Here is a 24,597-nt window from a genome sequence, read left to right as displayed (position 1 = left end):
TAAAAGTACAAAAAAATACCGTATTAACCGTTTTATTACTATTTTTGTAGGCAAATAGCGATGCATGGACAACTCATCATTGATAAAATCTCCGATTTCTGAGGAACTGGAGGACTTCAAGAAACTTTTTGAAAGTACCCTTTCCAGTTCCAACCTTTTGCTGAACAGCGTGATTGCGCATATCCGGCAGAAGAACGGGAAGATGATGCGCCCCATTCTGGTGCTTCTGGCTGCGAAGCTTTTCGGTAAAGTATGTCCTGCAACCCTGCATGCTGCGGTTGCACTGGAACTTCTCCATAATGCAAGCCTTGTACACGATGATGTAGTGGATGAAAGTACTGAACGCCGTGGACAACTCTCCGTTAATGCCATTTTCAATAATAAGGTAGCCGTGCTGGCAGGCGATTATCTGCTTGCGACAGCGTTGGTGCAAGTGGGCATGACCCGTAATCATGACATCATTGACATTGTCTCCTGCCTGGGGCAGGATTTGGCAGATGGTGAACTTCTGCAGCTTTCCAACGTCAGTAATCTTCATTTTTCTGAGGAAGTGTATTTCGACGTCATCCGCAAGAAGACGGCCGTGCTCTTTGCTGCTTGTACGAAGGCGGGCGCGCTCTCGGTGGGAGCCAGCGATGAAATGGCGGAATCTGCGCGTCTGTTCGGTGAATATATCGGGCTTTGTTTTCAGATAAAGGATGATATTTTCGATTACTCCGAGAGCAAGGAGATAGGCAAACCTACCGGAAATGATATGGTGGAAGGGAAGTTGACCCTGCCCGTGCTCCATGTACTCAATACCGTGAAGGATAAAACAGCGGAAGAGATTGCCGTGAAGATAAAGAACGGAGAGGCAACGCCTAGTGAAATAGCCCATTTAATCGAGTTTACCAAGCAGCATGGTGGCATAGAGTATGCTTCGCAAGTGATGCATGATTATAAGAGAAAGGCCCTTTCTTTGCTGGCTTCTTTGCCCGATACGGAGGTAAAAGCAGCGCTTACCGGGTATCTGGACTATGTGGTGGAACGGGAAAAATAACGGAACTATTTCCGGTTGATAATATGAAAAAGCCTGATGGAATCCATTCCATCAGGCTTTATTTATAGGTAAATGCAACTTCCTCTTAAAAGAATTTCATTTCCTCGCCCTTGATTTCCGAAAGCAGCAGGTTAGCAAGACGGCTGGTTCCCAAGCGGAACAGTTCGTTGTTCAGCCATTCTTCGCCGAGCACTTCCTTGACGATGGTGTAGTAAATCAGTGCGTCGTTCACGCAGTTGATTCCTCCTGCGGGCTTAAAGCCTACCTTGATACCCGTCAGCTCGTGATATTCCTTGATGGCCTGGCACATAACCAGAGCGGCCTCCGGTGTGGCGGCAGGCTGTTGCTTGCCGGTGGAAGTCTTGATGAAATCGGCACCCGAATACATGGAAAGGATGGATGCTTTTTTGATGTTCGAAGCCGTCTTCAAAGCTCCGGTTTCGAGGATTACCTTCATGTGGTGCTCTTTACAGGTTGCTTTGAGTTCTTGTATCTCCTCGCACATGCTTTCATAGTCTCCAGCCAGGAACTTGCCCACCGAAATAACGATGTCTATTTCATCGGCGCCTTCCATCAGTGCCATGGCAGTTTCTGCCACTTTCACTTCAATGAAAGTCTGGGAGGAGGGGAAACCTGCTGATACACAAGCTATTTTTACATCCTCCACTTCCAGCGTATCTTTTACGACTTCTGCAAAATTGGGGTATACACAGATGGCTGCCACATTCTTCAGGTCGGGGAACTCTTCGTCGAATTTATTCACTTTCTGGGTGAATTTCATGACGCTTTCATCGCTGTCTTCACTCTTCAGGGTGGTAAGGTCAATGCAGTTGAACAGGAATTTCTTTACCTCCGGTGTATTGTTTGCCGGTACTTTCTCTGCAATGATTCTGGCAACTTGTGCAGCTATTTCTGCATCATCCAGTTGGGTGTTGTACTTTGCCAGGGCGGCGTCATACTTACTCTGGGTAGGCTCATTCTTCTCCATGGTCTTTCAATTTAGGATTATTGATATGTCTTGTCTGGTCACGTCTGGTTTTCTTCTCGAAGTTACGGCGGAAAGCCTCTGTCAGGTTCACTCCGGTCTGGTTTGCAATACAGAGAAGTACCCAGAGAATATCTGCCATTTCATCGTCGAGGTTGTCTTTTTCTCCTTCTTTGAAGGACTGGTCTCCGTACTTGCGGGCCATGACGCGGGCCATTTCGCCCACTTCTTCGGTCAGTATGGCCATGTTGGTGAGTTCGCTGAAATAGCGTACTCCGTATTCCTTTATCCAGGAATCCACTTGTTTCTGTGCTTCTTCTAACGTCATTATTCCTTGTTTTTTGTATCCATACAGATGGTTACGGGACCATCGTTCATCAGTTCTACTTTCATATCGGCGCCAAATTCGCCGGTACCTATTTCTTTACCTAATGCTAAACTCATTTCCCGGCAGAATTGTTCGTACAGCGGGACGGATATTTCCGGTCGTGCTGCCCGTATGTAGGAAGGGCGGTTGCCTTTCTTGGTGGAGGCATGTAGGGTGAACTGGCTGATAACCAGTATTTCGCCGCCTGCCTCAAGAATGGATTTGTTCATCACGCCGTTTTCGTCGTCGAAAATGCGCAGGTTGACTATCTTCTTGCAAAGCCAGTCAATATCTTCTTTTCCATCGGATTCTTCGATGCCTACGAGTATCATGAGGCCTTTTCCAATGGAGGCTTTGCAGGTTCCGTTGATGGTGACGGAAGCGTATCCGGCACGTTGTATCACTACTCTCATGTTATTCTTGTCTTTTTGAGGGAACAAAGTTACGAATTAATTCGTTGTGTGCATGGCTTTGCAGGCTGATTTATCAGTCATTATTTCTCTGAGAAATAGGTCTGGATGATTTTGGCTTTCGCTTCTCCCACCACGGTGGCAAGCTCCTCGGCAGATGCTTCGCGGATACGCTTCACGCTTTTGAACTCCTTGAGCAACGCACTTTTCGTCTTTTCACCGATGCCTTTTATCTCGTCCAGTGCGGAGGCAATCTGCCGTTTGCTGCGCTTGTCGCGGTGGAAGGTAATGGCGAAGCGGTGCACTTCATCTTGAATCTGCGTCAGCAATCGGAAGAGGGGGGTGTTCTGTTTCAATCCGATGGTCTGGGGAGGGAAACCGTACAGCAGTTCGGAAGTGCGGTGTTTGCCATCCTTGGCAAGCCCGGCGATGGGGATGTTCAGGCCAAGTTCGTCTATCACCTCTTTTACGGCGCTCATTTGCCCTTTCCCACCGTCGGTGATAAGAAGATCGGGCAAGGGCGTTTTCTCTTCCATGGCGCGCTGATAGCGCCGTTTTACGACTTCTTTCATGGAGGCATAGTCATCCGGTCCCTCTACGGTCTTGATATTGTACTTGCGGTAATCCTTCTTGGAAGGTTTCCCCTTGACGAAGACTACGCACCCGGCCACGGGGTCGGAACCTTGGATGTTGGAGTTATCGAAACATTCTATCTGCATGGGCAGGCGATCCAGGTGCAGCTCTTGTTGTATCTCTTTCAGCAGGCGCACAGTCCGTTGCTCCGGATTCAGCTTTTCGGCTTGTTTCAGGCGGTCGGCTTTGTACTGCTTCACGTTGAGGATGGAGAGTTCCAGCAGCTTCTTTTTGTCTCCCCGTTGCGGGATGGTGAAAACGACATCTTTCAGCTTCATATCTAGCTCAAAAGGTACGATGATTTCACGTGAAAGACTTTTGTATCTTTCCCGCATTTCGATGATGCCGAGGGAGAGCAGCTCTTCCTTGGTTTCGTTCAGCCGCTTTTTGTACTCGAAGGTGAAAGCCTGGTTGATGGCGCCGTTCGTAATGTGTAGGTAGTTGACGAAAGCGGACTTTTCATCGCTGTCTTCTTCAATGGAGAATACGTCGATATTGTGCAGCACGTTGCTTACCACTTCCGATTTTGCCCGGTAGTTTTCCAGCAGCAGGTATTTTTCCTTTATCTTCTGTGCTTCTTCAAACTTCATTTCGGCTGCCAACTCCTGCATTTGTTGGAAGAGCATCCTTTCTATCTCTTGGGTATTCCCTTTGAGGATTTCCTTGATTTCAGCGATGTTTTTCAGGTAATCTTCCTGACTTTGCTTGCCGATGCAAGGCCCTGCACAGTTCTTGATGTGATATTCCAGGCAAACATTGAACTTTCCGGCACGTATGTTCTCTGGAGAGAGGTTCAGGTGGCATGTACGTAAGGGGTACAGATGCTTGATGAGGTCGAGTAATGCGTACATGGAAGGTATATGGCTGTAAGGGCCATAATAGGAGGAACCGTTACGGATTATCTTCCGGGTTCTGAATACGCGTGGAAAGTATTCGTTCTGCACGCAGATGCTAGGATATGTTTTGTCGTCTTTCAACAGTACGTTGTAGCGTGGCTTGTATTTCTTGATAAGATTGTTTTCCAACAATAGCGCGTCTTCTTCCGTATTCACCACGATATATCGGATATCTGCAATCTTGCTGACCAGCACTTTCGTCTTTCCCGGTTCGTGCTCCCGGTTGAAGTAGGAAGACACTCTTCGCTTCAGATTCTTTGCCTTTCCTACATATATAATGGTCCCTTCGGTATTCAGATATTGGTAAATACCAGGACTTTCGGGAAGGTTGGATACAATCCCTTTGAGGTAGTCGTTAGTTCTGAGTTCTTCCATAATGGTATGATGAAAAGGTGGAGGATAAGAGGAGTAAAATGATGGATAACATCAACTCTCAGGTAAGAGTACTCTGTGCCTCTGTGTCGTTTCGTTTGACAAATTTATAGCGATAGCACCGATTCCACTTCTACATCATCCCCAAACACATCCTTGCCATGAAGCTCTTTCAGCTCGATGATGAAGTTTACATACACTTTCTTGGGGCTCATCTGCTTCACCAATTTGCAGGCAGCTTCCATTGTTCCACCGGTTGCCAGTAAGTCGTCGTGCAGCAAAACTACATCGTCTTCATTAATGGCATCCTTGTGCATCTGTACGGTATCTTTGCCATATTCTTTATCATAGCTTTCTTCAATGGTTTCTGCAGGAAGTTTTCCCGGCTTGCGGATAGGTACGAAGCCTGCTCCCAGTCTGGTGGCGAGAATGGGGCCCATAATGAAACCTCTTGATTCTATACCCACTACTTTGGTTATTCCTTTGTCCTTATACATCTCGTACAGTGTGTCCGAGAGCTCCTGCAAGGCGGCAGGTTCCTTGAACAAGGTAGTTACATCGTAGAATAGAATTCCCGGAATGGGGAAGTTGGGTATTTCCCGAATGCTTTTAGCAAGCGTTTCTTTGCTCATAATCAGTTTATTTAATAGGTTTGTTGAATTCTTTGTTTCACGTGGAACTTTGCGCTCTATCGTCCGCAAAGTACCAGTAGTACGTTGATGTCGCTCGGAGATACTCCCGGAATCCGACTCGCTTGGGCTATTGTTTCCGGATCTATCTTTACCAGCTTCTGTCTGGCTTCGGTGGAAAGGGATTGGATGGAATTATAGTCAAACTTTCCTTTTATCTTGATGCTTTCCAATCTTGCCAACTTATCCGCAATAATCCGTTCGCGTCCGATGTATCCTTCGTATTTGATGAGTATTTCTGCAGCTTCTACAATTTCTTCTTTTCTATCGGATATTTTATCCAGTTCTCGTTTAAAGGCGCTGACATGTTCGGCAATGTTCTCAATTGTTACTTGCGGTCGGTTTATCAAATCTATCAATTTGCATCCTTGGCGCAGTGGAGTAGTGCCGAGCTGCTCCAATATCGGATTGATTAATGCCGGTTTCATCGAGTAATTCCGCGTGAAGTCTATAATCCGGTTCACGGCTTCACGTTTTTCTGTCAGCAGCTTGTACCGCTCTTCCTTGGCGAGTCCTAGCTTCCAGGCTTTTTCCGTGAGTCGCATGTCCGCATCATCCATACGGAGCAGGATGCGATATTCGGCACGGGAAGTAAACATACGGTAAGGCTCGTCCACACCTTTTGTTACCAAGTCATCGATTAAAACGCCGATATATGCTTCATCTCTTGCAAGGGTGAATGGTTCTCCGCCGTGGCAATTGATGTGGGCGTTGATGCCTGCCATGATTCCTTGTCCGGCAGCTTCCTCGTAACCGGTTGTTCCGTTTACTTGTCCGGCAAAGAACAGATTCTTTATATTCTTCGTTTCCAGCGTATGTTTCAGTTGGGTGGGGTCAAAGAAGTCGTATTCGATGGCATAGCCCGGGCGGTAGATGACCAAATCTCTGAATGCCGGTATCTTTTTCAATGCTGTAATCTGGATGTTCATGGGCAATGAAGAAGAGAATCCATTCAAGTAGAGCTCCTGGGTTGTTTCCCCTTCGGGCTCCAGGAAAAGCTGGTGCTGCGGCTTGTCGGGGAAAGTTACAATCTTGGTCTCTATACTGGGGCAATAACGTGGGCCAATACTTTGGATTTGTCCGTTGAAAAGGGGAGAATCTGGCAGACCTTCCTGCAGAATCCGGTGTACCTCTTCATTGGTGAAACAAGTCCAGCAAGGGAGCTGTTTCAAATGGCGTACATGAGTATCCATGAACGAGAACTTGTGGAAGTCACATTCTCCGTCTTGAATTTCCATATCCTCATAATGCACGCTGCGTCCGTCTATGCGTACGGGGGTTCCCGTCTTCATGCGTCCGAATGTGATGCCATGTTTGGCGATGGACTCGGTTAATTGGTAGGATGCAGGTTCTGCCATACGTCCACCCGGAAGCATGGTACGTCCCACGTGCATCAGTCCGTTGAGGAAAGTTCCTGCGGTGAGTACTACACATTTGGCATGGAACGTTACTCCCCATAGTGTTACTACTCCTGTAATCTCACCGTTTTCAACGAGGATTTCCTGCACGGTATCTTGCCAGATATGCAGGTTGGGGATATTTTCCAGGATTTCTCTCCATGCCCAGATGAATTTGTTGCGATCGCACTGTGCGCGTGGGCTCCACATAGCGGGACCTTTGGAACGGTTCAGTATACGGAACTGTATGGCTGTCTGGTCTGTCACCAATCCCATATATCCTCCCAAGGCGTCTATTTCGCGTACTATCTGTCCTTTGGCGATGCCTCCCACTGCCGGGTTACAACTCATCTGTCCGATTTTGTTCATATCCATTGTGATAAGACAAGTCTTCGAGCCCAGGTTTGCGGCAGCGGCAGCGGCCTCGCATCCTGCGTGTCCGGCACCTATTACAATAACGTCATACTTAAACTCCATTCGTTCAGTGTATTTTAAAACTGTGCAAAGTTACGAAAAAAGTTGTATGCCGGGACGTGTCATATCTTAAAATCCGGATATATCTTCTTTGGCATTGCTTATATTTCCGCATTCGGTATCATACTTATTTTCTGGATTTCTTTAACTGGAGACATATTGCTTGTATTTGGTCTGTAATGTAATCAAAATAAAACTTTTTAGTGTGATTACTTTTCTTTTTGAAAAAGAGACATATCTTTGCAGTGATTGAATATTAAAAAGCGTTTTGATTGATTAATTTTAAGGAAGAGAAGCATGAGAAAGAAATTCTTCTTGTTAATCATTGTCTGTCTGGTTATGGGGGCAGTGACCGATATCGAAGGTAACTTTACAATCTTGAATGTACTGAGTACGGTATTTCTGTCAGCAGGTTGGCAAAACTGTCAGAAAGATGCCTTTGATGGATTCCTTTGATAAAATGAGACGGTAATACCTTGATATTCCACAAAAATACTATTTATTGGCTCGAAATTTCTATTCTTTTTTTCTGAATCGGCTTATCTTTGCTTTCGTAGAAACCAATAATAAAGTTATAATACTATGAGAAGATTTTTCCTCATATCGTCATTCTTGACGTTGTTTGCAATCGGAAGTTCGGCGCAATGGAAGCCGGCAGGTGATAAAATCAAAACGGACTGGGCATCCCAGATCAATCCCGCGAATGTGTTGCCCGAATATCCTCGTCCCATCATGGAACGGAGTGACTGGAAGAACTTGAACGGACTGTGGAATTATGCCGTTATAAATAAAGGTGAGCATCTTCCGGCAGAGTTCGAAGGGCAGATACTTGTTCCTTTTGCCATCGAATCCTCCTTGTCCGGAGTTGGAAAAAGAATCAATGAAAACCAGGAACTGGTCTACCAGCGCAGTTTTGAAATTCCTTCTGCCTGGAAGGGAAAACAAGTGCTGTTGCACTTTGGTGCTGTCGACTGGAAAACGGATGTATGGGTGAATGATGTGAAAGTAGGCAGCCATACGGGGGGATTTACTCCGTTCTCTTTCGATATTACTGCCGCCCTTTCTGGCAAAGGCAATAATCAGTTGGTCGTAAAAGTTTGGGACCCAACGGATAAAGGGCCTCAACCCCGTGGAAAGCAGGTCAGCAATCCGGAAGGTATCTGGTACACTCCCGTAAGCGGTATCTGGCAGACGGTATGGATGGAGCCGGTTGCCGGAAAACATATCGAGAACCTCCGTATCACTCCCGATATTGACCGTAATCTGTTGACAGTGAGGGCTGAATTGAATAGTGCATGCCCTTCCGACTTTGTGGAAGTGAATGTGTATGACGGCAATCAACTGGTAGCTACCGGCAAAAGTATCAATGCAGAGCCGGTGGAGGTGTCCATGCCCCGGAATGCCAAGTTGTGGAGTCCGGATTCCCCCTTCCTTTATACGCTGAAAGTGACGCTGAAAAGCGGAGGAAAGGTAGTGGATAAGGTGGACAGCTATGCTGCCATGCGTAAGTACTCCACCCGTCGTGACGCGGATGGTATCGTACGTCTGGAACTGAATAACGAAGCTTTGTTCCAGTTTGGACCGCTGGACCAGGGCTGGTGGCCCGACGGACTGTATACAGCTCCCACAGACGAGGCTTTGCTGTACGATGTACAGAAGACGAAAGATTTCGGTTTCAATATGATTCGCAAGCATATCAAGGTGGAACCGGCACGTTGGTACACACATTGTGACCGTTTGGGTATCATCGTATGGCAGGATATGCCGAGCGGTGACCGTAATCCAGAATGGCAGAACCGTCGCTATTTCGACGGGACAGAAATGAAACGTTCTGCCGAATCCGAAGCTTATTATCGAAAGGAATGGAAAGAAATAATGGATTGCCTCTACTCTTATCCGTGTATCGGTACATGGGTACCGTTCAACGAAGCTTGGGGGCAGTTCAAGACGGTAGAGATAGCCGAATGGACGAAACAGTATGACCCGACCCGCCTGGTGAATCCGGCAAGCGGCGGTAACCATTATACTTGCGGTGACATGCTCGACCTTCACAACTATCCCCAACCGGAAATGTATCTGTATGATGCACAGCGCGCTACGGTTTTGGGTGAGTATGGCGGCATTGGCCTTGTCTTGAAAGACCATCTTTGGGAACCGAATCGCAACTGGGGATATGTTCAGTTTAACTCTTCCAAAGAAGTGACTGATGAGTACGTGAAATATGCCGATATGCTGTATCAGATGATAAAAAGAGGTTTCTCGGCGGCCGTCTATACACAGACCACGGATGTGGAGGTGGAAGTGAACGGTCTGATGACTTACGACCGCAAGGTGATAAAGCTGGATGAGAAACGCGTGAAGGAGATAAATACGCGTATCTGCAATTCACTTAAGAAATAAGGGCATTTACAATTTACCATTTACAAAGTACAATTTGGCTGCGCTGTTATCTGCATAGTTAAATTGTACTTTGTAAATGGTAAATTGTACATAAAAATGTTGTTATGAAACGATTGATTATAAAGCTTTTCCTTAGTCTGTGCCTATGGGCGGTATTGCCGGTCTGTGCACAGGATGCTGTTCATTACTATTTCAGAACGATGGATATCCGGAACGGTCTTTCGCAGAACACCGTGTATCAGATTTTGCAGGATAGGAAAGGCTTTATGTGGTTCGGAACCAAGGACGGTCTGAACCGTTATGACGGATTGTCTTTCCGTGTCTACAAGAAGGAGAATTCCAGTTTAGGCAGGAATTTCATAACCGCACTCTATGAAGACCGCCGGGGTAATATCTGGATTGGAACCGATGGAGGAGTCTTTATTTACGACCCCGTGTTGGATTCCTTTACCGCTTTCGATGAGGCCAGTGATAACGGCAGTATCATCAGGGATTTCGTCACTATGATTGGAAGTGACGAGGACGATAATATCTGGATATCGGTAGAAAACCAGGGGTTGTTCTGTTATAAACCGGATGAAGGGAGCCTGCTGAACTATCTGCACGATTCGGGACTGCCCAATGTCACCCGCTTCTGGCTGAATGGGAATACGTGTTGGCTGGCTTTGTATGCGGATAATCTTTACTATGCGAAAGCTGACTTTGAAACTCCTCTGCAGCCTTTCAAGGATGCGGAAGGAAATGAAATTTTCAAAAATGATATTATTAACTGGCAGGTCAACGGACCCCATAACTGCGTGTATATCGCTTCGCTGAACGGTTTGACAGAGATAAATCAGACTACAGGCAAGACGCGGAAGCTGCTGAACACCTATGTGAGGGCCTTGCAGTTCAAATCTGACAACGAGCTGTGGGTGGGTGCAGAGTCTGGTTTGTATATTTACAATCTGACGAATGACAAGATTACCCATCTGACCGTTCCCGACCAGGATGATTCGTATGCATTGTCGGACAAAGCCATTTATTCGCTCTGCTGTGACAAGGAGAACGGCATGTGGATAGGTTCCTATTTCGGTGGAGTGAACTATTATCCTTATCAGTGGACTTATTTCGAGAAGTTCTATCCGAGAGACAATCTCAGGCATTTTGGCCGTCGTGTACGGGAAATCTGTGAAAGTAATGACGGCACTTTGTGGATAGGTACCGAAGACAAAGGCTTGTTCAATTACAATCCGGAAAACGGAAAGATAGTGCCCTTTGAACATCCGGCCATTTATCAGAATGTTCATGGCCTTTGTCTGGATGGGGATGATTTGTGGGTAGGTACGTTTTCCGGTGGTCTGAACCGGGTGAATCTTCGGACCAGGCGGGTGAAACATTATGCCAAGGGTGAGAGTGAGAATTCCATGGTCGCCAATGACGCCTTTACCATTTGCAGGACCACTACGGGAGACGTGTGGATAGGCACCACGTCCGGTCTGTTGAAGTATAATCGTCCCACGGATGACTTTACCCGGATTCCTCAGCTGAAGAATATGTTTACTTATGACATTCTGGAGGACTTCAACGGAAATTTGTGGTTTGCCACTTTCTCCAATGGAGTGTTCTGCTACAATGTAAGAAGCCGGCAGTGGAGGAATTATCTGCCTAATGAGAACGATTCGACCTCTCTTCCCTACAATAAAGTAATCAGTATTTACGAGGACAGCAAGAAGCGTCTGTGGTTCATGACGCTGGGTGAGGGCTTCTGCCGCTACAATCCGGAAACGGATAATTTTACCCGTTATGACATGTCGAAAGGATTTCCGAGCAATACCATTTACAAGATGGTCGAGGATAAGCGGGGAAACTTATGGATTACTTCTAATTATGGTCTGGTCTGCTTCAATCCCGATACGGAGAGCAAGCATGTTTATACCACGGCTAATGGGTTGCTGAGCAACCAGTTTAATTTCCAGTCCGGTTACATTGACAAGAAAGGACGCATCTATTTAGGAAGTATCAACGGATTCATTGCCTTTGATCCGGAAACTTTTGTGGAGAATACTTTCCTCCCTCCCGTGGTGATTACAGACTTCTTTCTGTTCAATAAACGGCTTTCGGTGGATAGTCCGGATTCTCCTTTGGAGAAGAGCATTACCTATGCGGATGAAATAGAACTGGATGCCGACCAAAACTCCTTCTCTTTCCAGGTTGCGGCTTTAAGTTATCAAGCACCCGAAATGAATGGACTTGAATATAAGTTGGAAGGTTTTGACCGCGACTGGTATACGGTAGGGCGGAATTCCATCATCAACTATTCAAACCTTCCTTATGGAAGCTATACATTGCGTATAAAAGGTTCCAACAGCGATGGCAAGTGGAATGCTACGGAACGTGTGCTCGACATCCATATTCATCCTCCTTTCTATCTCTCCACCTGGGCATATGCCGGTTATACGATATTGGCGTTATGCTCACTGGCTGCTGTAATCATCTATTTCAGAAAACGGACCCGGCAGAAGCATCAGCAGGCTATGGACAAGTTTGAGCGGGAAAAGGAACGTGAGTTGTATACTGCAAAGATAGACTTCTTTACAAATGTGGCGCATGAGATACGTACACCACTTACACTGATAAAGAGCCCGCTTGAGAATGTACTGGCTTCCCAATCTGTTTCGGATGACATCAGGGATGATTTGGAGACCATGGAACTGAACACCAACCGACTGCTCGATTTGGTAAACCAGTTGCTGGACTTCCGGAAGACAGAGACACAAGGCTTCCGATTGAATTTTGTGGAATGTGACGTATCTGAGCTCTTACAGAAGACGTATAAGCGTTTCAAGCCTTTAGCACGTGAAAGGGGGCTGGCATTGAGTATAGAGACTCCCGAAAGCTTGTATGCTTCGGTTGATAGGGAAGGGCTTACCAAGATTATCAGCAATCTGCTGACCAATGCGATAAAGTATTCGGAGACCTATATACGCATCAGGTTATATTCGGAAGGTGAAAGACTGCTGCTTTCTGTATGCAATGACGGCCTTGTCATTCCGGTAGAGATGCGCGAGGAGATTTTCAAGCCGTTCATCCAGTATAAAACCGGTGCGTTGCGCTCTGTGCCCGGTACCGGTATCGGGCTTGCGCTTGCCCGTTCATTGGCCGAACTCCATGAGGGTACGCTGTGCATGGAAGATTCGATGGAGAACAACTGTTTCCTGCTGTCACTTCCACTAAGGCACGAGCAGACGGTGGTCGTAGAGCATAAAGAACCGGTAATGGTCGGGGAATCCTCCGAGGAAAGTGGTGCAGGTACTGCCTTGGAACAGCACCGGTATACCCTTTTGGTGGTGGAAGACAGTCCGGAAATGCAGGCATTTATTGTGAAACAGCTCTCTTCGGAATATCGTGTGCTGACTGCCGTGAACGGAGTGGAGGCTTTGAAAGTGCTGAAAGAGCATACTGTAAATCTTGTCATTTCAGACATAATGATGCCCGAGATGGATGGATTAGAATTGTGCGAACACCTGAAGTCCAAGCTTGACTATAGCCATATACCGATTATTCTGCTTACAGCGAAGACGACCCTTCAAGCCAAAATAGAGGGAATGAAATTGGGGGCTGACGTATATATAGAGAAACCTTTCTCTGTGGAATATCTGAAAGTGTGTGTAGCCAATCTGCTGAACAATCGTGAGAAGCTACGGGCTTCTTTTGTCAATTCTCCTTTTGTGCAGACGGGCAGTATGGCAATGACAAAGGCAGATGAATCTTTCCTTAAAACATTGAAGGAAGTGGTGGTTGCCAATATGCAGAATCCGGATTTCTGTCTGGATGATATGGCAAGCCTGCTGAACATGAGCCGTTCGAGCCTGAATCGGAAGATAAAGGGCATATTGGATATGACTCCCAATGACTACATCCGCTTGGAACGACTGAAGAAAGCGGCGCAGCTTTTGAAGGAAGGGGAGTGTAAAATCAATGAGGTTTGCTACATGACCGGTTTCAATACTCCTTCCTATTTTACCAAGTGCTTTCAGAAGCAATTCGGTATTCTGCCCAAAGACTTCGTGAAATGATAGCATGGAATGCTTGCTAAATACAACAATCCAACCAAATGCCCCTGAGAGATATTTCAGGGGCATTTTTTGGATTTATAATTGCATAGATTGAAGCAATATTTGCATTAATTTTAGCTTTATGCGGATATATTTGCATCCGAAAGCCAACAATTTATAATACTATGACCCCTATGCTTATGACGTAACAAATCCTAATCAATGTTCTATGATTGGCAGAAGTGACTAATCACTTTCTGCGGTGTATTTAAAAAGCGGGCGTTAGTTTCCGCATAGTTTTAAAATCTAATTCTATAAAAATGATCAAGAAAATCTTATTCTTACTTTTTGCAGTATTTGCTGTTACTGCCTATGCGCAGAACAGCAATATCACCGGTATGGTGAAAGACGCAAATGATGAACCGTTGATCGGTGTGAGTGTCGTGATCAAGGGCACTTCGACAGGCGTTGTGACAGATCTCAACGGGAATTTCTCGTTGAGTGGCAAGGTTGGAGACATCATTCAGTTCTCCTTTATCGGTATGGCATCTCAAGAGCATACTTTCAACGGTACTCCGCTACAAGTGGTGATGCAAGATGATTCCAAAATGCTGGATGAAGTTGTAGTAGTGGGCTATGGCACACAGAAGAAGGTCAATCTGACGGGTTCCGTGTCCACTGTAGATTTTGAAGACCAGGCACTTTCACGTCCGGTTACGACGGTGGCAAATGCACTTTCGGGTATGGCTGCCGGTTTGAACGTGATGACTACGGGAGCAAAGCCCAATGAAGAAAAAGCAAACATCTCGATTCGTGGTACAGGTACGTTGAATACATCCAGCCCGTTGATTTTGGTGGATGGAATGGAAATGGAATTGAACCAGATTAATCCGAATGACATTGCCAGTATTTCTATTTTGAAGGATGCTGCTTCCTGTGCAATCTATGGTAATCGTGCCGCCAACGGCGTTATCCTAGTGACTACCAAGCAAGGTGCTACAGACGGTAAAATCAATGTGACATACTCCGGCAAGTTCTCCTTGAATACACCTGCCAAGTTAATACGTCAGGTGTCCAATTATGCTGACTATATGGAGCTTTTCAATGAAGCATGTACTGGTAGCGGCACTTCTACATTGTATAGCCAAAGTAACATTGATGCATGGCGTGCTGCCGAAAAAGACCCTAATGGCATTTCTGCTTCGGGCTACCCTAACTATGTGGCATATCCTAACACAGACTGGTATGATGTACTGTATAATCCCAAATGGATGCAAGAACATACTGTTTCCGTTGTAGGTTCGGAAAAACGTACCAATTACAGTTTCAGTGCGACATTCCTGGACAATCCGGGTATAGCACCCAACTCTGGTATGCAGAAATATTATATGCGTTCCAATGTAGAGTCTAAAATCAGCTCATTCCTCACAGCCGGAATTCGTGCATGGGGCTACCACACAGACCAAGAACGCAATAATATAGACAATCTGACCGGTACTGAAATGAAAAAGGCCAATCCCGGTACATATCCTTACTATGATGGCTACTATGGTGCTGTAGCATCAACGGAAGAAGATGCTTCTGCCACTAATCCACTTTACTTCATTGATACACAAGCAGGTTCAAAGAAGCAGACTAAATTCTATGTGAATCCATATGTGAAGGTAGATTTCCTGAAACATTTCAACTTTACATATAATTTCTACTACGACAACTTCCGCAATGAACATACTTTGTACGACTCGGAATATAAAGCACGTATGAACTTCCTGACAGGAACGGTAACCAATCATCCTCCTACGTCAGCAGAGTTGGCAGAAGCCCAGGTATATGATTGGCGGAACTATGAGCAGAGCTGGAAAAGCAATGCCGTACTGAATTATAGCCAGACATTCAATGATAAGCATTCTGTATCTGCCATGGCGGGTTACGAAGAATACCGCTGGTGGAAGAGCGAAGTAGACATCTGTAAGAAAGGTATGGTAAACTCTTCGTTGACGGACTTCAATGCTATGACTGAGCCGAGTTACCTCTCCGGTTTCACAAGAGAACTGGCTACTCGTTCCTGGTTTGGTCGCGTAAACTATGCTTATGATTCCCGTTATCTTTTTGAAGCCAATATACGCTATGATGGTTCCTCCCGTTTTGCTCCGGAGAACCGTTGGGGGGCATTCCCTTCATTCTCTGCCGGCTGGCGTATTTCGGAGGAAAGTTTCATGAAGGACCTCAATATTTTTGACAATTTGAAGTTGCGTGCTTCTTGGGGTAAGTTGGGTAATAGTGCTATCAATAGTTATTATGCCTACCAGTCTCTCTATTCTGTTAATAGCTATGTGTTTGGTAATAACGTAAGTTCCGGTTTCGGAATGTCTTCATTCTCCAATCCCGATTTGAAATGGGAAACAACGACTGTAACTAATATCGGTCTGGATGTAACTACCTTGAGCAATCGTTTGAATGCTACCGTAGAGTGGTATAACAAGGTGACGGACGGAATCCTCTATCAGCCTTCTTTGTCCACCACACTGGCTTATTTCGGTTCTCCTTACCAGAATATAGCAGAAGTGACCAACCGTGGTTTTGAACTGACATTAGGCTGGCAGGACAATGTCAGAGACTTCCAGTACAGCGTCAATGCCAACTTCTCTCTCAATCATAATGAAGTGACAAAGTATAAGGGGGCATTGGAACGTGGCTGGAAAGACGGTGTTTATTCTACCAACATTGGTGACGTATCTACTGGTGGTGACCAGCGTGTACTCGAAGGACACACCATCAACGAATACTACATGCTGAACCTCTATAAAGGGAATGGCAGCCATTTCAATGCCGATGGTTCGGTAAATCTGAATGGTGGTCCTAAAGACGGTATGATTCGCACAGAGCAGGATATGGCTTGGCTGAAAGCCATGGTGGCTGCTGGTTATGAATTCTATCCAGCCAAGGGAATAGGCAAGAGTGAAATTTGGTATGGTGATGTTATTTATGCCGACCTCAATGGTGACGGTATTTACGGTGACGATAACGACCGCGATTTCCAAGGCAGTTCTTCCACACCGAAGTACTACTATGGTCTTCAAGCAAGTGCTTCATGGAAGGGATTTGACTTCTCCATGAGTTGGGCAGGTGCCGCAGGCTTTAAGATTTCCTGGTGGGAACAGAGTTTGAACAGTACACGCTTGACACGTTGCTACGGTATAGGTAAAGATGTGGCTGCCGACCATTACTTCTACGACCCGGAGAATCCGTCAGACCCACGTACCAATATCAACTCTGAAAACACGCGTCTGACAATCGGCGGTACGGCACAGACTGAAACTTCCAGTCAGTTGTGGTTGCACAACGGCAATTATCTGAAGTTGAAGAATCTGACTATTGGTTACACGTTCCCTACCAAGTGGATGCAAAAACTGTATGTGAAGAATCTGCGTATCTACGCTACGGGTGAGAATCTGTTGACTATTACCAAGTTCAAAGGGCTTGACCCGGAAATGGTTGCTGGAAATGGTTATTTGCCTATCAGACAATATGCTTTCGGCATTAATGTTACATTCTAAAAAAGAGGAGACAATTCAATGAAAAATACAATTAAAAAATTATATAAACGATTGGCACTGACTGCCGGACTGGGTTTGTGCTGTGCAGGATGTGTGGATATGGACATAACCCCCTTGGACCAGGGAGCTTCTGGTGCCGTATGGGGCGATGCTACAATGGCAGAACAAACAGTGAATGGTGTTTACAATATCTTGTATTACGGATATAATGATGCCTGGCTTGGCTGGTGGGACTGCTGGTCGTACATCATGGACCTTGATGCCAACTGGATTGGTGGATTTGGCTCACTGCTGGGCAACAATACCTCCAGCAATGATCGTGGAAGCACACGTTGGTGGCAGGTATACTATGCCGGTATCTTCCGTGCCAATGATGTGATAGAAAACATGCCCAAGGTGACAGACATGGATGAAAGCGAAAGGTCACGCCTGGTATCAGAAGCCCGCTTCATGCGCTCTTGGTGGTATTATCGCTTGAACGCCCTTTACGGTAATATACCTTACTATACAATGGCGCTTACCAGTACAGATGATACAAAGGATGCTAAACAGTGTACGCAGGAGGAGATGTGGGACAACCTGGTTGCCGACCTTACACTTTGCATCGAGGACGAGAATCTGCCGAAGAAGTATGGCAGCAACGACAGCAATTACGGACACGTCACCAAGGGTGCCGCCTATGCTTTGCGTGGCATCATCTACATGTGGAAGGAAGATTGGCAAAAAGCCATTAATGACTTTCAGGCAGTGAAAGATTGCGGTTACGCTCTCTATACCGGCAGTGGCGCAGACTCGTACAAGCAGTTGTTCAAGCAGGAGAATGAACGTTGTGACGAGATGATTTTCTCCATCCAGTGTACGGATGCTGATAATGGAAGCAGTTCTCACCAAAAGAATCACTTCTATGGCAGTCGCTGTCTGCCCGATGACGGTTCGGGTGTAGGTCTTGGCTGGACAAACTACATTGTCAATCCCCGTTTTGTGGAATCTTATGAGAATGCAGACGGAAGTCCGTTCAACTGGGATGAATATATTCCCGGTTACAGCAGCATGACTCCTGCAGAGCGTGCCGTGTACTTCTATCGTGACGGATTGACGGATGCAGAGTATACAAATGCTAAAAATAATGGTGCTGATATGAGCAAATATCTGTCGAGTGGCAATGAAGCTAGAATTCTGAAGGCTTATGCCGAACGTGACCCGCGTCTTGCCGCATCGGTTGTGACACCTTACAGCGTTTATTCGGGTGGTATCAGCGGAACGGCTACGGACTATACCTATCGTTTCCCTTACCGTACCTTGAATGCGCCGACGTATGACTATGCTACGGACATCACTGCAATGGCATACTATACCAACCGTAAATTTGTAGGTGAAGGAATGGAAATCATTGTCAACTATTCGCCTGTTGATCTTCCATTGATTCGTTACGGACAGGTATTGCTTTGGTGGGCAGAGGCCTTGAATGAAGTAGGAAAGATGGATGAGGCTATTGCTAAAGTAAACGAAGTGCGTAGTCGTGCAGGTGCCCAACTCCTGAACTCCAATACATATACACAGGTGACAGGCAAGGACAACTTGAAGGAACGCATCATGAACGAGTGCCACTGGGAATTGATGGCAGAGGATGTGGTCTTTTTCGATGAGCTCCGTTGGAAAACGTGGGATAAGTTGAAGTTTGCCAAGACAGATGATGGTGGAGCAGTCAACGGCATGAGCCAATGGTGGGGTAAGGTGACCTACTCCTACAAATGGGGTGGTGATAACTACTGGATACTGCCTATTCCTGCCAATGCAGTGCAGATAGACCACTTGAAACAAAATCCGGGTTATAATTAATCTATACGCTGACGCGAAAGGCAAGAGGGGAGGTGGTTTTAACCTTCCTCCTCTTTTGCGTTATAAAATTATAGTCAACCTTATTTCGTATATACTAATAATTAAAAAAATGAGGCATACATTCATCCAATACGCACTTCTTGTTGCCTGCTTGTTGCTGGCTGCTTGTTCCTCAGGTAAGGGTGAACAGGACAAAGTGGGAGGAGATACGCTGGTGACAGTGTACAATAATCCCGTTATTCCCATCTCTGTACCAGACCCTACGGTGCTGCGTGCTGGTGACGGGTATTTCTATCTCTATGGTACGGAGGACATCCGCAACCTGCCTATCTATCGTTCTAAAGACCTAGTGACATGGGAGCAACGGGGGACGGCTTTTACGGATACCACTCGTCCCAAGGATGTGAAGGGAGCCTCGCTCTGGGCTCCGGAGATAAGATACGTCAATGGAAAATACCTATTGCTTTATTCCCTTGCCAAGTGGGGCCAGCATTGGGTGAGCACCATCGGCTATGCCACAGCAGACAATCCTGAAGGACCTTTCACCTCCCGAGGTGTGGTATTCAGTAGTAAGGACGTGGATGTAGAGAATTCCATAGACCAATATCTGTATGAGGAAAATGGTAAATACTATATGTTGTGGGGTAGCTTCTTCGGACTTTATCTGATGGAGCTGGATGTGACGGACGACGTTACGATTACGCCAAAGCTTGGCACCAAGCAACGGATAGCAGGCAGTGCCTTCGAAGCCGTCAATCTCTGGAAGAAGAACGGATATTATTATCTTTTCGCTTCCGTCGGCTCTTGCTGCGAGGGAGTAAAAAGCACTTATACTATGGTGGTAGGCCGCTCGAAGAACCTGACTGGTCCCTATCTTGCCAAAGACGGGGGAACGATGATGGAAAATGCCTATACACCGGTCATTTCAAAGAGCACTGCATTCGTGGGACCGGGTCATAACTCCATCTTGCTGGAAGATGATGGAGGAGATACATGGACCCTTTACCACGCTTTCCGCACAGACCGTCCCGAAGATGGCAGAGTGGTATTACTGGACCGTGTGATGTGGGATAAAGATGGATGGCCTTATGTAGAGGGCGGGCAGGCGTCGGTTAAAGCGGTTTGTCCTACAATTAATCAGTAACAAACAATCAATAATAGGTATGAAAATGAGATATATATGGCTGGTGTCGGCCGTGTTTGCATTCTGTTCCTGCGGAGGTTCCGATACGGAGAATCTGTTGCCTGGAGGTGAGGAGGGAGGCGGCACCATCCCGTCAAAGACACAGAAGATAGCTTACGCTGACCCGACTATCTTTCTGGACAATGGAACTTACTACATGTCGGGTACATCGCAAGTCAGTAACCAGTCGTCAAGAGGATTCACCATGCTGATGTCCGATGACTTGAAGGAGTGGACCACGGGCACGAAGGATATTTACCGCTTTATCCTGGGACCTGAATGGGGTACTACGTTCGGTACTACGGGCTTCTGGGCACCGCAATGGTATAAGGATAACGGCAAGTATTATTTCTTGTATACAGCCAATGAGAAAGTGGCAATAGCGCAGGCGGATGATGTGACGGGTATCTTCACCCAGGATAAAGCAGTGGAGATAGATGCATCGGCAGGAAATATTGACCCTTTTCTGTTTAAAGACAGCAATGGTAAGTATTACCTCTATCATGTGCGTTTTGGTGGCGGCAATTTCATCTGGGTGGCAGAATTCGATATGACAACAGGGACTATCAACTCTGCTACTTTAAATCAGTGCATGGAGATAACCGAACCGTGGGAGAGGATGTACAACTACGATAGCAGTCGGATAATGGAAGGCCCTACGGTGGTAAAATGGGACAACGTTTACTACCTTTTCTATTCGGCAAATCATTATAAAGACCCCGATTATGCTGTCGGCTATGCCACAGCTTCTTCACCGATGGGACCTTGGACGAAATACTCGGGCAATCCTATTATTCGCCGTGATATTGTAGGCGAGAAGGGGGCTGGGCATGGCGATATTTTTGAGGGTAAAGATGGCAAGCTTTATTACATCTACCACGTGTGGGGTGAGGGCGATGACCCGGATGCACGGCAGGCGCGTATAGTGCCGCTGGTACGCGAGAAGGGAACTGACGGAATCTATAAGATTTCGGTGGATACCGACAATATCATCACCCCTTATCAAGTGTATTAAGCACAAACACGAGAAGGCTATTATATACGGAATATGGTTGTTTACATCTTATATTTGTGTAGATAAATATAAATAAAAGAGTGGATTGTTATTTGCTTGATAATCTGTGTGGTTAACACCGGGGTATTTCAGTCGTATACTGAATGTATTTCAATATACGACTGAATTGCTTTCAGTATACGACTGAAATGCATTCAGTATACGGAAGTGATGGGCTGTTCCATCAAAAGTAAAGAATTATCATAAATATTAATCTTTAAAGAAGTAACCATGAAAAAGAGCTATATTTTTTTGCTATTGTTTTGCTTTTTCTTTGCCGGATGCAAGGAGAAGACGGTTGTAGAATCAGACTATCTGCCGATTGCCGACCCTTACGTGATGCTTTACGAAGGCAAGTACTATGCTTACGGCACCGGAGGTACGGTAGAAGGGGAGGGCTTTGCCTGCTTCTCTTCCGATGACCTGAAGAACTGGACGCGTGAAGGCCAGGCGTTGTCGGCCGCCGACTCCTACGGTACGTGGGGATTCTGGGCTCCGGAAGTCTACTATATCGAGTCGAAGAAAAAGTTTTACTTGTTCTACTCCACCGAAGAGCATATTTGCGTGGCAACGGCAGATACTCCCCAAGGCCCGTTCCGTCAGGAGGTGAAGCAGCCTATATGGGATGAGAAGAGCATTGATACTTCTCTCTTCATCGACGATGACGGCACGCCTTACCTTTATTTCGTGCGTTTCACAGATGGCAATGTCATTTGGGTGGCAGAAATGAATGATGATTTGACCGGCATCAAGCAGGAAACGTTGACGGAGTGCATTAAAGTGGGAGAGCCTTGGGAACTTTCGCAGGACAAGCCTGCCAAGGTGGCCGAAGGCCCTTCCGTCTTGAAGAAAGAGGGCATTTATTACCTGATTTATTCAGCCAATCACTTTGAAAGCAAAAATTACGGAGTGGGCTACGCAACTTCAGACAGTCCTATGGGACCGTGGAAGAAATACGAGGAAAACCCGATTTTGCAACGTGCCGACGGTTTGATGGGTACCGGACACGGAGCGCCCTTCCGTTGCAAAGACGGCAGTTGGAAATATATTTTCCATGCACACTGGGATTCCACGAAGGTACAGCCGCGTACTTCGTACATCAAGGATTTTGCCATTTCCGACCAGAGAACGGTTTCTATCGGTGGCCCTCTTATCCGTCCGCAGGTATTAACTGATAATCTGACATCAAAATGAAAAAAGGACTGTTTTATTATATGCTGATAGCATGCCTCTGTGCTTGTCAAAAGAAGACAGAAACAATCTCTACTGCTTCTTTATTGAAAGAAATGGTGGATTGTGAAGCATTGGCAAAGTATCCTGAACCTTATTATGAAACCAGGCAGTTCAGTAGTTACGACCGGGCGTCTGTCAAAAAAGATAGTGTCTCTTGGTATGCCAATTGTGACCGAAGCCAGTTTCTGCGCGTTGATTCCATTGACGGACGGAGAGAGTTTGTTCTGGTTGATACGGACGGTCCGGGAGCTATCACTCGCTTTTGGGTGACTGTAGCCGCATATTCGGATAAAGGAACCCTGCGTTTTTATCTTGATAATCAGGAGGTTCCCGAAATAGAAGGGGAGGTTCTGGGCATATTGAGCGGACATGCTCTGGTAGATGCGCCTCTTTCGGCTTCTGTATCGGAACTGACGGACTATAAGCAGAGGGGACATAATCTGTATCTGCCCATACCTTATGCCAAGCATTGCAAGATTACCTATGAAAGTCCTTCCATCAAGGAACCCGGCGAGTTTTCCGAAGAATGCTTCTATTACAACATCAATTACCGTACTTATGCAGAAGGAACGTCTGTAGCCACTTTCTCTAAGGAGGACATCAAGCAGAATGCGAAATTACTGGCAGATGTACAACGAAAACTGACTGTATCCCGGAGGGAAATAGGAGGATTGCAGAAAGAACCGATGCTTCGGAGTGTGCTGGCTGCCGGTGAAGAGCAGGATATGACCCTTTCCGGTCCGGGTGCTGTTCGCCGTCTGGACGTAAAGCTGCATGCCGGAGACTTTGACCAGGCATTGCGTTCTACGGTTCTGCGTATTTCTTTTGATGGAAACGAAACTGTATGGGTACCGGTAGGAGACTTTTTCGGAAGCGGGAACCGTCTTTCTCCGTTTCAGACTTTTTATACCGAAGTAACATCCGATTCACTGTTTTCTTGCTTTTGGGTAATGCCCTATCAGAAAGATTGCAGGATTGCATTGCAGAATGTGGGGACGGACGAGGTTGAGGCTTCTCTGACTGCATACACCTCGGCTTGGAAATGGGATGAAAGAAGTATGTACTTCGGTGCGGGGTGGACGGAGTTCTCTCATCTGCATACCCGTACAAATCCGGATAAGCCTACGACAGACGACCACTTTGAAGTAAATTTCGTGAAACTGACCGGCAGAGGAGTATATGTGGGCGATGGGGTAACCTTGTTCAACTCCTTGGCCGACTGGTGGGGCGAAGGTGATGAAAAAGTGTATGTGAACGGTGAGGAATTTCCTTCGCACTTCGGCACCGGTACGGAAGACTATTACGGTTATGCCTGGTGCATGCACAATGCTTTCAGCCATCCGTTTATTGCCGAGCCGGATGGAACAGGCTCCACTCAGTGTGGGCACGTCTCCAATGTGCGCTATCGTGGTTTGGATGCCATTCCTTTCAGCAAGTCATTGACGTTTGACATGGAGATATGGCATTGGGGCAGTACGGTCATCAACTATGCTCCTACTACTTTCTGGTATATGCTGCCCGGTGGAGAATCCAACCGCAAGGCGGAAGCTGCTAAAGCATCTGCGGATATTGCAAAGCATAAGAATGATCTGGTGAGCAATGTAGCCGTTGCCGGAAGGAAGGTGGAAGGCGAATATTTGGATATTCGGCTGACCGGAGGAATTGAAAGATCGCAAAGTATACCTGCCATGAACTGGAGTAACGGTGCCCAGTTCTTTTGGGCTGAAGCAAAGGAAGGCGATAAAGCTTCCTTAGGCTTTAAAGTCGACAAGGGAGGCAATTATCGGTTGAAAATAGCTTTTACGGTAGCACCGGATTATGGTTGTATAGATTTGTACCTGAACAACCATAAACTGAAAGAAAACCTGAATCTGTATAGTACCGGGCTGGCAACGAATGTATTGGATTTGGGGACAGTTACTTTGCAAGACGGCTCTAATGAACTGCTGATTATACAAAAAAAAGCTGATAGCCGTTCTGCGAATTCATTGTTGGGCATGGATTATTTAATAATACAATAATTAAGGATAAT

General features: G+C 46.2%; 16 protein-coding genes. 10 read left to right on the top strand and 6 right to left on the bottom strand.

Translation table 11 applies throughout. From position 1 onward, the window contains the following. Window positions 1–64: 64 nt before the first annotated feature. Window positions 65–1,039, top strand: coding sequence for a polyprenyl synthetase family protein (locus HUX74_RS08855; protein WP_117599890.1), 975 nt, complete (start codon window positions 65–67; stop codon window positions 1,037–1,039). Window positions 1,040–1,124: 85 nt separating this feature from the next. Here HUX74_RS08855 and deoC read toward each other — a convergent pair whose 3' ends face one another. The 6 genes from deoC to mnmG all read right to left on the bottom strand — a co-directional run bounded on the left by deoC (window position 1,125) and on the right by mnmG (window position 7,265). Continuing rightward, window positions 1,125–2,027 (bottom strand): deoxyribose-phosphate aldolase, encoded by a 903-nt coding sequence (gene deoC, locus HUX74_RS08850; RefSeq protein WP_117599889.1) that lies wholly within the window; start codon window positions 2,025–2,027, stop codon window positions 1,125–1,127. Then, complete coding sequence (locus tag HUX74_RS08845) at window positions 2,014–2,352, bottom strand: nucleotide pyrophosphohydrolase (protein WP_044468049.1); 339 nt, start codon at window positions 2,350–2,352, stop codon at window positions 2,014–2,016. The genes deoC and HUX74_RS08845 overlap by 14 nt, the downstream gene beginning before the upstream one ends. Further along, window positions 2,352–2,804, bottom strand: a complete 453-nt coding sequence (gene dtd, locus HUX74_RS08840; protein ID WP_117599888.1) for a D-aminoacyl-tRNA deacylase — start codon at window positions 2,802–2,804, stop codon at window positions 2,352–2,354. Before dtd ends, HUX74_RS08845 begins: the two co-directional genes overlap by 1 nt. 80 nt (window positions 2,805–2,884) lie before the next feature. Beyond that, on the bottom strand, window positions 2,885–4,705 hold the full coding sequence (gene uvrC / locus HUX74_RS08835) for an excinuclease ABC subunit UvrC (protein ID WP_138345240.1): 1,821 nt from the start codon (window positions 4,703–4,705) through the stop codon (window positions 2,885–2,887). Window positions 4,706–4,809: 104 nt separating this feature from the next. After that, window positions 4,810–5,334 carry an adenine phosphoribosyltransferase gene (locus tag HUX74_RS08830; protein WP_165491370.1) on the bottom strand — a complete coding sequence of 175 codons (525 nt, stop codon included), beginning with the start codon at window positions 5,332–5,334 and terminating at the stop codon, window positions 4,810–4,812. A 56-nt stretch (window positions 5,335–5,390) separates the two neighbouring features. Then, window positions 5,391–7,265, bottom strand: a complete 1,875-nt coding sequence (gene mnmG, locus HUX74_RS08825) for a tRNA uridine-5-carboxymethylaminomethyl(34) synthesis enzyme MnmG (RefSeq protein ID WP_117599886.1) — start codon at window positions 7,263–7,265, stop codon at window positions 5,391–5,393. Between the two features lie 294 nt (window positions 7,266–7,559). Between mnmG and HUX74_RS08820 the strand changes: the two genes are divergently transcribed. The 9 genes from HUX74_RS08820 (at window position 7,560) to HUX74_RS08780 (ending at window position 24,586) form a co-directional block, all read left to right on the top strand. After that, window positions 7,560–7,718, top strand: a complete 159-nt coding sequence (locus tag HUX74_RS08820; RefSeq protein WP_158562799.1) for a hypothetical protein — start codon at window positions 7,560–7,562, stop codon at window positions 7,716–7,718. Window positions 7,719–7,844: 126 nt separating this feature from the next. Next, window positions 7,845–9,662, top strand: coding sequence for a glycoside hydrolase family 2 protein (locus HUX74_RS08815; RefSeq protein ID WP_174646520.1), 1,818 nt, complete (start codon window positions 7,845–7,847; stop codon window positions 9,660–9,662). Window positions 9,663–9,766: 104 nt separating this feature from the next. Next, on the top strand, window positions 9,767–13,720 hold the full coding sequence (locus HUX74_RS08810) for a hybrid sensor histidine kinase/response regulator transcription factor (protein WP_174646519.1): 3,954 nt from the start codon (window positions 9,767–9,769) through the stop codon (window positions 13,718–13,720). Between the two features lie 299 nt (window positions 13,721–14,019). Next, a complete protein-coding gene (locus tag HUX74_RS08805) occupies window positions 14,020–17,256 on the top strand; it encodes a TonB-dependent receptor (RefSeq protein ID WP_174646518.1) in 3,237 nt (1,078 codons plus the stop codon). Window positions 17,257–17,274: 18 nt separating this feature from the next. After that, window positions 17,275–19,095 carry a RagB/SusD family nutrient uptake outer membrane protein gene (locus tag HUX74_RS08800; protein ID WP_174646517.1) on the top strand — a complete coding sequence of 607 codons (1,821 nt, stop codon included), beginning with the start codon at window positions 17,275–17,277 and terminating at the stop codon, window positions 19,093–19,095. A gap of 109 nt (window positions 19,096–19,204) precedes the next feature. Further along, the gene (locus HUX74_RS08795) at window positions 19,205–20,239 is read left to right on the top strand and encodes a family 43 glycosylhydrolase (RefSeq protein ID WP_174646516.1); all 1,035 of its coding nucleotides are present in this window, start codon (window positions 19,205–19,207) and stop codon (window positions 20,237–20,239) included. A 25-nt stretch (window positions 20,240–20,264) separates the two neighbouring features. Continuing rightward, complete coding sequence (locus HUX74_RS08790) at window positions 20,265–21,293, top strand: glycoside hydrolase family 43 protein (protein WP_174646515.1); 1,029 nt, start codon at window positions 20,265–20,267, stop codon at window positions 21,291–21,293. Window positions 21,294–21,563: 270 nt separating this feature from the next. Beyond that, on the top strand, window positions 21,564–22,526 hold the full coding sequence (locus HUX74_RS08785) for a glycoside hydrolase family 43 protein (protein WP_174646514.1): 963 nt from the start codon (window positions 21,564–21,566) through the stop codon (window positions 22,524–22,526). Continuing rightward, a complete protein-coding gene (locus tag HUX74_RS08780) occupies window positions 22,523–24,586 on the top strand; it encodes a glycoside hydrolase family 172 protein (protein WP_252195233.1) in 2,064 nt (687 codons plus the stop codon). Before HUX74_RS08785 ends, HUX74_RS08780 begins: the two co-directional genes overlap by 4 nt. The last annotated feature ends 11 nt before the right edge of the window (window positions 24,587–24,597 follow it).

This window comes from Bacteroides sp. Marseille-P8574 (assembly GCF_902825465.1).
Lineage (GTDB): Bacteria > Bacteroidota > Bacteroidia > Bacteroidales > Bacteroidaceae > Bacteroides > Bacteroides uniformis.
The sequence above is the reverse complement of the archived record's forward strand: the minus strand, read 5'-3'. Positions and strand labels throughout refer to the sequence as shown.